This is a genomic window from Paenibacillus sp. 481 (genome assembly GCF_021223605.1).
Classification (GTDB): Bacteria; Bacillota; Bacilli; order Paenibacillales; family Paenibacillaceae; genus Paenibacillus_B.
The window spans coordinates 5,076,710-5,088,030 of the sequence record NZ_CP075175.1; the positions used below are offsets into that span (position 1 = coordinate 5,076,710).

Annotated in this window: 12 protein-coding genes; 6 read left to right on the forward strand and 6 right to left on the reverse strand. The window is 42.7% G+C overall.

Going from position 1 to position 11,321, the window contains the following annotated elements; all coding sequences use genetic code 11:
• The first annotated feature begins 194 nt into the window (after positions 1-194).
• Positions 195-1,739 (forward strand): FAD-dependent oxidoreductase, encoded by a 1,545-nt coding sequence (locus KIK04_RS21945; RefSeq protein ID WP_442951118.1) that lies wholly within the window; start codon positions 195-197, stop codon positions 1,737-1,739.
• A 34-nt stretch (positions 1,740-1,773) separates the two neighbouring features.
• Here KIK04_RS21945 and KIK04_RS21950 read toward each other — a convergent pair whose 3' ends face one another.
• Entirely contained in the window at positions 1,774-2,271 is a 498-nt protein-coding gene (locus KIK04_RS21950; protein WP_232275801.1) for a GNAT family N-acetyltransferase, read from the reverse strand.
• Positions 2,272-2,469: 198 nt separating this feature from the next.
• On the opposite strand from KIK04_RS21950, the gene KIK04_RS21955 reads away from it, so the two are divergent.
• Entirely contained in the window at positions 2,470-3,267 is a 798-nt protein-coding gene (locus KIK04_RS21955; protein WP_332329985.1) for an alpha/beta fold hydrolase, read from the forward strand.
• 120 nt (positions 3,268-3,387) lie between these two features.
• On the opposite strand, the gene KIK04_RS21960 is transcribed toward KIK04_RS21955, so the two are convergent.
• Both KIK04_RS21960 and KIK04_RS21965 read right to left on the reverse strand, forming a co-directional pair.
• Positions 3,388-3,858 (reverse strand): GNAT family N-acetyltransferase, encoded by a 471-nt coding sequence (locus KIK04_RS21960; RefSeq protein WP_232275803.1) that lies wholly within the window; start codon positions 3,856-3,858, stop codon positions 3,388-3,390.
• A gap of 93 nt (positions 3,859-3,951) precedes the next feature.
• Positions 3,952-4,353 carry a hypothetical protein gene (locus KIK04_RS21965; protein ID WP_232275804.1) on the reverse strand — a complete coding sequence of 134 codons (402 nt, stop codon included), beginning with the start codon at positions 4,351-4,353 and terminating at the stop codon, positions 3,952-3,954.
• 324 nt (positions 4,354-4,677) lie between these two features.
• On the opposite strand from KIK04_RS21965, the gene KIK04_RS21970 reads away from it, so the two are divergent.
• Entirely contained in the window at positions 4,678-5,727 is a 1,050-nt protein-coding gene (locus KIK04_RS21970) for an NADH:flavin oxidoreductase/NADH oxidase (RefSeq protein ID WP_232275806.1), read from the forward strand.
• A gap of 224 nt (positions 5,728-5,951) precedes the next feature.
• Positions 5,952-6,395: a MarR family winged helix-turn-helix transcriptional regulator gene (locus tag KIK04_RS21975; RefSeq protein WP_232275808.1), complete on the forward strand. Its 444-nt coding sequence runs from the start codon at positions 5,952-5,954 to the stop codon at positions 6,393-6,395.
• A gap of 533 nt (positions 6,396-6,928) precedes the next feature.
• On the opposite strand, the gene KIK04_RS21980 is transcribed toward KIK04_RS21975, so the two are convergent.
• Positions 6,929-7,486: a helix-turn-helix domain-containing protein gene (locus KIK04_RS21980; protein WP_232275810.1), complete on the reverse strand. Its 558-nt coding sequence runs from the start codon at positions 7,484-7,486 to the stop codon at positions 6,929-6,931.
• Positions 7,487-7,600: 114 nt separating this feature from the next.
• Here KIK04_RS21980 and KIK04_RS21985 point away from each other — a divergent pair, with 114 nt between their 5' ends.
• Positions 7,601-8,185 (forward strand): LysE family transporter, encoded by a 585-nt coding sequence (locus KIK04_RS21985; protein WP_232275811.1) that lies wholly within the window; start codon positions 7,601-7,603, stop codon positions 8,183-8,185.
• A 131-nt stretch (positions 8,186-8,316) separates the two neighbouring features.
• On the opposite strand, the gene KIK04_RS21990 is transcribed toward KIK04_RS21985, so the two are convergent.
• Positions 8,317-9,054, reverse strand: coding sequence for an MBL fold metallo-hydrolase (locus tag KIK04_RS21990; protein ID WP_232275812.1), 738 nt, complete (start codon positions 9,052-9,054; stop codon positions 8,317-8,319).
• 80 nt (positions 9,055-9,134) lie between these two features.
• On the reverse strand, positions 9,135-9,413 hold the full coding sequence (locus tag KIK04_RS21995; protein ID WP_232275814.1) for a CD3324 family protein: 279 nt from the start codon (positions 9,411-9,413) through the stop codon (positions 9,135-9,137).
• Positions 9,414-9,808: 395 nt separating this feature from the next.
• Here KIK04_RS21995 and KIK04_RS22000 point away from each other — a divergent pair, with 395 nt between their 5' ends.
• Positions 9,809-10,753 carry a hypothetical protein gene (locus KIK04_RS22000; protein ID WP_232275815.1) on the forward strand — a complete coding sequence of 315 codons (945 nt, stop codon included), beginning with the start codon at positions 9,809-9,811 and terminating at the stop codon, positions 10,751-10,753.
• Positions 10,754-11,321 lie beyond the last annotated feature (568 nt).

Below are 11,321 nucleotides of genomic sequence, written 5' to 3' on the forward strand. Positions count from 1 at the left end.
TTTGAGTTCTCTAAACAATTGAATGCCAGTGCATATCAGGCGCGACTCGCGAACATAATCTTTCACTTCACATTTGATAAAAATAGACTTTTTAGTCGTTGTCCATGATCCAACAAGGTGCTTTGATTAAAGATGTGCTTACAAGGAAATGAATATCAAGAGAGTCCCTATTTCCTATTTCAGGAGGAATATTGATGGATAAGGAATCCTTGATGTTTAATGATATGCCCCAATTTCCGGAGTCTTACTGGTGGGATTCAATAAGCCATCCTTCTTTCCCTAAGCTTACTGAACATCGTGAAGCGGAGGTTGTTGTCGTTGGCGGAGGAATTTCGGGCATTACGACCGCTTATTTATTAGCAAAAGAAGGGCTAAACGTTGTTCTATTAGAAGCGGGGCAACTGTTTCATGGTACAACGGGACATACAACCGCGAAAATAACGGCGCAGCATGATTTGATTTATGACGAGTTGATTAGCAACTTTGGTCAAGAAAAGGCACAGCTATATTACGAAGCCAATGACGCCGCTTTACGATTTATCAAACGAATCATTGAGGAACACAACATTCAATGTGATTTTGGTGAGGAAGATGCTTATGTGTATACGAATGCGGAGGCATCTATAAGTAAGCTTGAAAAAGAACTGGCCGCTTATGAAAAGTTAGGAATCAAAGGTGAAATAGTCAATCAAATCGCTCTTCCGCTTCCTATTCGAGCGGCTATCGTCATGCGCAAGCAAGCTCAATTTCATCCGCTGAAGTACTTAAGTAAGCTCGTTCAATTGTTTACGGAGTCTGGTGGAATGATCTATGAACATACGACGGTAGAAACGGTTGAAACAGACACTCGCCCTGTTGTCGTAACAAGTGGCGGCCACAACATAACTTGTAAGCACGTCGTTTCATGCACTCACTTCCCAGTTATAGACGGCATGGGGTTTTATTTTGCAAGAATGTATGCTGAACGATCCTATGTCATTGGGGTAAAATGTGAGAAAAAATACTTGGGCGGTATGTATATAAGCGCAGACGACCCCAAACGTTCCGTACGCGCTGCGACGCATAGCAACGGGGACAATTTGATATTAATCGGTGGAGAAAGCCATAAGACGGGGCAAGGCATATGCACGATCCAGCATTATGAGGCCCTGCAAGATTTTGCTCACCAAACGTTTGGCATACGAGAGGTTGCTTATCGGTGGTCTGCTCAAGATTTAGTTACGTTAGATAACTTACCTTACATTGGGCACATCTCATCGCTAACCCCTAACGTCTATGTAGCAACAGGCTATCGAAAATGGGGCATGAGCACCGGAACGGCCGCCGCTCTGTTGCTGCGGGACTTGATTACAGGGAAAGAAAATAATTATCAAGCGTTATATACACCTGCTAGATTTCATGCTGTTCCAGATGTGAAAACTTTCATTGTTCAAAATGTGGATGTAGCCAAGCATCTCATTGGAGGCAAGCTGGAAATCGTTCGCAAAAAACCTGAGAGCCTGTCAAATGATGAGGGAGCCGTCGTATCCGTTAATGGTAAAAGGGCGGGGGCTTACAAAGATGAGCACGGCACGCTGCATATCGTCGATACGACATGTACCCATTTGGGGTGCGAGGTGGAGTGGAACGTAGGTGATCGAAGCTGGGATTGCCCTTGTCATGGCTCTAGATTTTCGATTGATGGGTCTGTGTTAGAAGGGCCTGCAAGTAAGCCACTAAAAAAAATCATACAATCCTGAATCGTGTAACGTTCAGGGTTGTATGATTTCTTCTTTAATCTATTCCCACGACGCTGCTTCTTCTTTCTAAGAGGAGAACATCGTGCCATACTCCATTGCGCTTTCCGATACGCTCACGAGTGCCTAATTCTCTAAAGCCATGCTTTTTATGTAAATGGATACTGGAGCTGTTCTCGGGGAATATTCCTGCTTGTAAAGTCCAAAATCCTTGTTGTTCCGAGCCCTCAATGAGCGCGTGAAGCAGAAGGTTACCGATACCTTTTCCTTTCGCATCGGGGTGCACATAAATGCTTACTTCTCCTACACCAGCATATACATGACGCGTAGATACCGGACCTATTTTGCACCATCCTACAATATGTGATCCGTCTTCAACGACGTAGCAGCACTCCGCATGAGCACTTGCTATCCATTTTTCATACGTAGGCGCTTGCGTCTCCAATGTGGCATTTCCTGTGGCAATGCCCGCTTCATAAATCGATTTAACTTGTTCCCAGTCATCTTTTGTCATGTTACGAACGACATACTCCATTTGCTACGCCCCTTTCATTTATATGTCTAACAATATCCTGAATTTCCCTTTATCATATAGTTGATACATGTATGATGCAACGCACATTGTTGTTATTACAACCTTTCGCTTACAAATCTAGGAACAATCAATAATGACTTATTTAAAAATTGGAAGTATAATCAAATCGAGCAAAGGCTCTGAGAAGGGGAGACTATCATGATCAACTATAAGATTATCGGAGAAGGATTTCCTATTGTATTCCTGCACGGCTGGACATTAGATCACCAAGTGTTGTTACGTAGTATGGAACCCGTATTCAGCAACCGTGAGGGATGGAAGCGAATCTATATCGACTTACCTGGAATGGGTGATTCCGCTCCAGCGGATGACATTTTAAATTCAGATGATATTTTAAAAAAGGTGTTGGAACTTCTGGATCAACTCATTCCGGACGAACCATTCTTAGTCGTTGGCCAGTCGTACGGTGGTTATCTTGCTCGTGGTGCTGCTTATTTGCGTAGGGAACAAATTCGTGGGATTATGCTCCTATGTCCGTTGATGTTTCCAAACTATGCTGACCGCTGTTTGCCAGAACACCGTGTTCTTAAGGCAGATCCGGATCTCATGTTACGGTTATCGCCTGAAGATGCGACTCATTATGCACAAGCTGCCGTTGTACATGGGGAGCGTGAATGGGAAAGATATCGGGATGATGTCATCATCCCATCTCAAAAGATGAACGTTAAATTTATACAATACATACGCGAAAATGGTTACGCGCTCACATTTGATGTGGACAATGTGCAACCATACGAATATCCAGCACTAGTGATTACGGGGCGACAAGATGCCGGTGCCGGTTTCAAAGATGCACTTCGCTTGATGGACAATTATCCAAGGGGGACGTTCGCCGTGGTGGATATGGCCGGTCACTACCTCCAGATCGAGCGGCAGGATGTCTTTGAATCACTGATGAACGAATGGTTGGAAAGAATTGAAATCAGCTTGCGATAAAGTTGAGCAGCCGTTATTAGAGCAACAACGTGAAAAACCAGTCTAACACGTTATTTTCGTGTTTTGGACTGGTTTTATTTAATAGCTACGAAAGTCAAAGGGACAATCTTAGTCAGTGATTCAGATGTTCTTAATCATCTTGAAATTAGCTAATGTAACATTTCTTCGTTCCATAATCTGCGACTTCACGATATGATAACCACGTCGTTCAAAAAATGGTTTAGCCGTAATACTTGCATCTGTAACCATTTCGATAAGTCCTAACTTTCTGGCTTCATGTTCAAGTGTGTTCACCAAAGCTGAAGCAATTCCTTGTCTCTGAGCATTTTTGTGAACGTAAAGTCTATCTAAATAACCATGATGAGTCATGTCAGCAAAACCAACGATTGTCCCGTTGATTTCGGCAACATAGGTGATGTTATTACGCAGAGAGTCATTCCAAGTTATCAGCTTGAGCGTTTCTTCATCTTTGGGTGCCCATGCATGAAGTTGCGCGTGCGAATAATCACGTTTGTTTATCGAATGTACGGTTTCGTAAAACAGGGAGACAATTTGACGAATATCTGAATCAAGAAATGTTCTGATCTCCATTTTTCTACCATCTTTCCAGCTTTTTAATTATTTTATCGCTTTCAATACAGTGCTGCTGCTTAGTCATATCCAAAAATTTCTCGGCAAGCCATATCAACATTCAGCTTCTTGCAAGGATATCCTCGGCAGTGTGCCAAAGTGTAGGCAAATATTGATGAACTTCTTCAACTCAGCACTTGATATCAGGAATCGAACAAATCCCTTGGTCAGCGATGATATCTTCAAATGCAGGGATAAAGGATTGATATCTTTCAGGTGATGAGTTACACGTTGAGGTGTTATTGCAGCGCAACCAAGCAACGTTAACAATTCGGAGTATCGATTCATGAGTCCATACTGCAACAAAATCTTCCTTACAGCAACGTACCGCAGCCTTATTGTAGGATTATGTTGTGCCGCTACGAGAAGTAGGTGGGTGGTGACTCCCGTTGCTTCATTTCTAGCAAAATGGTTAACCCATTCAGCAGCATTTTTTCTTGCCATTCCGATGTTCAATCTTATTCCTCCAATCGATAAGACCCATTACGCAACCATTTGAATAGCCCGAAGTGCCCTTTGCTTATACTATTGTAACGCTGTTGTCGTAACATCCCAAAGCTATTTCTGCTTAAATCCGACTAGATACGCTTTATGCTACAAGGGATAGTACCAACGAAGCTGACACCATCCGCAAAGGTATTCATGCCTAACTTGAAATTTAAGGTTGACAGAATTTTCTGAATTCCTTATATTAAATGCATGCACATGCATGTAAATTACAAAACCATTAAACATATTCATTCTCATTCAAATCCTGTACGATCCGGAAGGAGATTTCTGATGACACATTTATTTAGCCCTTACGAAATGATGGACTTGAAGTTGAAAAACCGTGTAGTTATGCCTCCAATGTGCCAATATTCGGTTAGTAACAAAGATGGAATCGCAACCGATTGGCACTATACGCATTATGTGAGCCGCGCTATTGGTGGGGCGGGATTAATTATTATCGAAATGACCGATGTTGAGCCAGATGGTCGAATTTCTGACTACGACCTCGGTATCTGGTCTGACGATCATATTGCGCCGTTGGCGAGAATTGTTGAGGCTTGTCATACATACGGCGCCAAGGTAGGTATTCAAATTGCGCACGCTGGACGTAAAGCCGAACATGCGGCAGTGCCTGTGGCGCCATCCGCAATTCCTTTTGACAATGGATCTAAAACACCTAGAGCATTATCGACGGCTGAAGTAAAAGACATGGTTGAAAAATTCCGGCAAGGTGTGGCGCGGGCTATCAAAGCTGGATTCGATGTAATCGAGCTTCATGGCGCGCACGGCTATCTGATTCATCAGTTCCATTCGCCGTTAACGAACCAAAGAACAGATGAGTATGGACACGATCTGACTCTGTTCGGAACAGAAGTGATTCGTGCAGCCAAAAGCGAAATGCCAGCAGGAATGCCATTAATTATGCGTATCTCGGCGAAAGAATATGTCGAAGGCGGATATGGCATTCAAGAGAGTATCGCGTTTAGCCAAGCCTATAAGGAAGCCGGAGTAGACATGTTCCATATTAGCACTGGGGGCGAAAGCCCTGTTGGGGTTGGGCCGCTGGGAACGAAAGACAAACCTGGTGCGCATGCCGCTTATCAAGTGCCGCTGGCTCGAGCCATTAAGCATAATCTCGGTGTTCCTGTGATTGCAGTCGGAAGATTAGATGAGCCAGCGCTTGCTGACGCGATAATCGGCAACGAAGAGGCTGATCTCGTTGCAGTAGGTCGAGGAATGCTAAGAAATCCTTATTGGACACTAGAGGCGGCTGACCAGCTTCAGAAGGAGACAGACGTTCCAGTACAATATAGAGCTAGTTATCCTAGTAAAAAATAAATAGAGAAAGACGTATAATTGTAGAGGCCGACCTATTCACGTAGCGGTCTCTTTTTGTACAAAGTGGGGCCCTGTGTTGAGGATGTGGAATCCATTGTAGATTGCTTTCCCGCATGGAAGTAGAGCCATCGCGTCTACTTGACGATTGATGTTATAATATTGAAATTGAGCGGGAAAATGAATGCTTGGAAAGAATAGTTTGATGCTTAGGAAGGAACTGGGAGATGGGTAACGTTCTTAATAACGACTTTATCGCAAATTGGTTGAACTTAACACAAATACAAATGAAAATAACGATTGAATTGGAAGCGAAGTTGCAAGAGAATTATGGCCTGTCTTTAAAAGAGTTTTATTTACTTTTGTTTTTGTCTGAAGCTCCAGAACAGAAATTAAAGCTACAGCAACTAGAGTCTATGGTTGGTTTAAGTCAGAGTGCGGTCTCCAGACTCGTCAACCGTTTTGAGGCCAAAGGTTGTGGTGCTTTGGAACGAATGGCTTGCAGGGATGATCGAAGAAGCATTTATACCTCGCTAACGCCAATTGGCCAACATAAGCTTGATCGGGCACTCGTCACATTTGAGGAAGTTCTTTTAGCAGCTTTCCCAGAGCAGGAAGTAGCGAAGCTGCTGCAACAAATGCTCCGTATCAAACAGGCCGAGCCCAAGTAAAGCCCATACATGGGCTTTCAGCTTGTCGAGCACCCCCTTTTTGTTACGACGAGGGTCTCTCTTCATTGAGATAATGGCAAGCAGCTTCGCATTTATCGGTTGGTAGTCAGTTGATCCCTTGTGTCCTAACCGTTGGTAGTCAGTTGAATCACTGTGACTGCTCTCCTAACGGTCGCCACAGTTGTTATGTCAGCGAATATGAACCCATTCAACATGTAACGGTTATGAGGGCGCTTATTACGATGAAACAGCTGGATTTTGAATGGAATTGGCGAAATAAGCTCACCTATAACCGTTAGAAATCAAAACGAGGTAAATCTGGCGATATAGCCACTATGGTAACCGTTAAGAACTAATTATACTTTCTCGACAGCCTGAAAGCCCATACATGGGCTTTTTTTGTTAGGCACAATAATCTACATAAACACGCGTGTTGGTATGATTCAAACGACTGAAAGACTTACATTACTGGAAAACTTATATTACTGGTAAAATACACGCGGAGGACCATACTCATCAAGGCGATATATTTCTCAGTTAGCTGGGTAATAGATCGTCATACTTAAACGAGTTAATGTTTCTCCAGAATTATAATAGGTATGAGGTCTGTCCGCCTTAAATCGGATTGAATCCCCATTTCGTAATATATATTCGCATTCATTGACACGTATCGTGACTTCTCCATCAAATACGGTGATAAATTCCTCTGTACCTCCTCTGTGGGAATCCGAACTTAGTACTCCCTCTTTTTCGATTTCAACCGCGTAAACTTCAAATCGTCTATCCTCTTGAAAAGGGAAGCTGGGATACACGCGATACCTTCCATTGTCCTCAGACCATACATGCATCTCGTTTCTCAATACCACTTTAGTATCAGGCTGCGGATGATTAATAAGCGAAGTAAACGAAACCTTTAATCCATTCGCTATTTTCCAAATCGTTGTCAGCGTGGGGCTTGATTCTCCTCTTTCAATTTGCCCGATCATGGTTTTGCTTACCCCACTTCGTTCAGCGACCTTTTCTAAACTTAATTTTTCCTTCTCTCGAATCGCCTTTAAATTTTTTGCAAGAATAAGCTGAATTTCTTCCATAAAATCACTCCTTCCTTGTTTACAATATAACGTCCATTATGTACGATATAAAGAATTACGTTATATTGTCCGTTTCAGACATTATAACATACAGTGTGGAGGGGTGGTTCAAAAGTGCCTTTATTATCATTCTTGTTATTTGTGTTAATTACCAGTTTTACTCCAGGTCCCAACAATATTATGGCGATGGCGTTTGCGAACACACATGGATTTAAAAAAACGATACGATTTTGTTTAGGAGTCGGTGTTGGCTTTTTTGTTGTCACATTAGCCTGTATTTTTTTAAATCTGTGGCTTACAAACCTTATGCCAATTATTGAATTTCCTTTGACCATGTTGGGAGTCGGTTATATGTTATATTTAGCTTTTAGTATACTTACTAGTAAAGACAGTTCTGACAACAAGGATGGCGGCCATACACACTTTTTCTTAATAGGTGCGTTGTTGCAGTTTGTTAATCCAAAGGGGATTCTTTTTGGCATGACAGTAGTAGCCACCTTCATTCTTCCTTATTACTCCTCCTATTTCAGCTACTTGGTTTTCTCGCTTTTTTTGGGGATTGTTGGCTTGATGAGTACATGTTGTTGGAGTTTATTTGGTTCTATGTTCCAAACATTTTTATCACAGTACAGACAAGCGTTTAATATCATTATGGCCATGTTATTGGTGTATAGTTCGATCTCCATTTTGTTAAAATGAAGTGAAAAGTAGCATGTTTATTTAAATGTGTGTGCTATTTAACGATCCTGCCCGGTAGTACAACAAGAGGACGCTCCCATGCCTTCGTTTGGGTGGCGTCCTCTTATTATGTTTTCTATAGCACATGTGCATTACGACGTATATGCATGAATGAGTTGCTTAAGCGCTTGCTTTACATCGCCGCGAAATAAACCACCGTGATAGCAAATGATTTGCTCAATGTCATAGTCAAGCAATCGTTGAACGGAACGGATAGCCTCATCCAAATCCAATGTAAATTGAGGATTGGCAATATTGAGCTGCCCTTGCTCGATGACAACAGCGTCTCCTGCGATCAACGTGTTGCTGGCAGGGAGATACAACGACATATGACCAGGCATATGGCCAGGTGTGTGAACGATTTCGATGCCGCCGCACCAAGGCAGCTGCTCATTATTGGTGACGATCCGATCAACAGCAATTGGCTCGATCGATTGTAGGAGGTTCATGAACTGTTCCGCATGCGGCTTTGCTTCATCCGGCAACACGTCAAACGTTGCTTCCACTTGTTCAAGTCGAAGTGACTTTTTCGTCCCATCAATGTGCGGAGCTTCCAACTCGTGCGCGATGATGACGATGTGAGGGTACGCCCGCTTCAACGCAGCGAGCGAACCGATATGATCCATATCGTGATGCGTCACGATCAATTTGGTGATCGATTCGAGTGTGACGTCGTAACGGATAGCCGCCTCTTTAAGGAGACGCGCAAAGTTTGGATACCCGCAGTCGACAAGAATCGTTTCGCGTGCATCACGAAGTATGATTGGGGTGATGACTTGTGTTTGAGCGTCATACTCAAACTCGATATCGAGTAGATGATAGTCGTACATACGTACCTCCTAATCACAAGTCCTTGTGATGATCTTAATACAAGGATAGTGGAAGGAGAAAGGACAATCATGGTACAGATTCAAAGTTGTACGCGCCGTTGTTCACGGATAATTCTTCTAATACTATGCTCAGTCAAAAAGTAGCGTTGTGCGAGAATGTTGACAGCGATTCCTGAATGATAAGCTTGCACAATCGCAGCGTTACGGTCTTGAAGCATCTGCCTAGACCCGGAAGACTCACCCCATTGCTTCTTACGTTCTTGTCTAATGGGAATGTACAAGTAGCTTCCTTGTACATATTGTTGAATATGGCGAACCAGTTCTTCTGGTAATATCGTTTGTGCATTTTGGTATTTCATCAGCTTTGCTCCTATCTATATAGCATGATTCGGTATATAGAGAAGCAAAGAGTTCCACCTTTAGTATGATAGAGGCCCTAAACAAAGATTTTGTGGAACTCTTTGCTTAGAGCCACATCCATCGATGCGTACAAACAGGGGGACCATGCGATCAACTCCTTTTATATACAACATATCATACTCACTTTCGTGTTGCAGCGTAAACAGCTATTCATTTCGCTTGATTCTGGTCGAGCTGTCCACAAAACAAATTGCTGAGATGGAAATACGTATTATCAATTTTGCAACTTTGAAGCAACTGGGTTCGTTAAACATACAACGAGCATGCAGGCTATATACGGTATTAACAAAGTACGGTATTAACAAAAATACATATTTGGGTTAGGAGAATAACAATGTTCCTTAGATCCCGTAAGCTGAATGTCATGGTGGCAACTATCGCGGTGCTCTCTTTATCTGTGCAAATCGCAAGCGTTGCAGCGGCTCATTCTTCGCATCCATCACCCGCAGATCATCTTAAAAGGACGGCCACAACAATTGACCGATCGCCATCTTCGATCGCCGCTACGTTCGAGACGATGCTGAAGAAGGCGAACCAGATTCCGCAAGCGATCACGTACTTTAAAGCAAATCTGAATAAACTATCGAAAGATCAAGCGACAGCAATGGTTCTTAAGCTGGAAAATGCCATTCTCGTTCAGGAAGAGTTGATAGAAAAACGTTTAGGTAACCACAAAGTCCAAACAGCGCTTGGAAAAGTGCATCGCGATGGACAACGAATAGAGCAGACGATTGCCTTGACAAAAGATGCAAGTTTGAAAAAGTTACTTAAGGAAGTGTACGCGAGCGGCTATCAATTGGTCATGTCTGATGCTTATATTGTTCCGTTCATGGATTACGCTGTTCTGATACCTTTTAGCAGTAGCGTCAGTCCGGACATTAAAGAATATATTGAAATTATGGCTGCCGAAACGGATCGAATGATGATACCAGATGAGGGAAACGCCAGACTACATGAAGGACTAGTAACTCGAGCATTAGCAATGGAGAATTTTACAAAAGACTATCCGAAATCACAACGCACATCTACGATCAAGCAGAAATTCGATGGCTATGAATTCACCATTTACTATGGCATGAACCACACTCCACTATTCGATTACAATACCAAGATCATGCAACCTGAAGCAGTAAAAGCATATCACGAGATATTGGCAAATAAAGAAGCCGTACATAGTCCGTTCTTAACCCAATTACAGAAATTTATGAATCTTGTGAAAAAAAACAAGTACAAGCGGACGTCGGAAGTAGATAAGTTCATCCAAGCGAAGTTTGGATAAATGAACATGAAATGAGGAGGATGATACGGTAACTATACATTTTCCCACGGATACACGCTGGCGGCACTAACTAGACGGTTCTGCTCAAAACAGCCGATCAAGTAGTGGATCAAAAAATAGGAGATACCAGTCCGAGCGCCAATTAGGCGCTTTTTATTTTTTATTTCATTAAAATATTTAAATGATTATTTGAATGTTATGCGTTTATGTGTTATTTTAACTTTAAAACAAACTACAAATAGCGAAGGCGACAAAGCAAGCAACCTGTCCGGTATAGCGAGCAGCCTTCTATTGGAAATCAACCTACAATGGCCAGTGATAAGGATCCGGTTACCTTCGTTGGATTAGGCGATTATACATGTTCCTCCTACAAAGTAGGGGACGAGCACTTTTTTCTCCATTACAACGTAGCCCGTTTTGCTCAAGATCCCTAAGCTTTTGGGCCGTATCTATAAAGTCGTATTCGATGCCCAGCCGCAAGACAACCATGATGGAAGCCACGCATAGAACGTACTTCATCCAAGATGTATGCCCAAGGTGTTGTTCGTAATGGAGCGTAACACTTGGC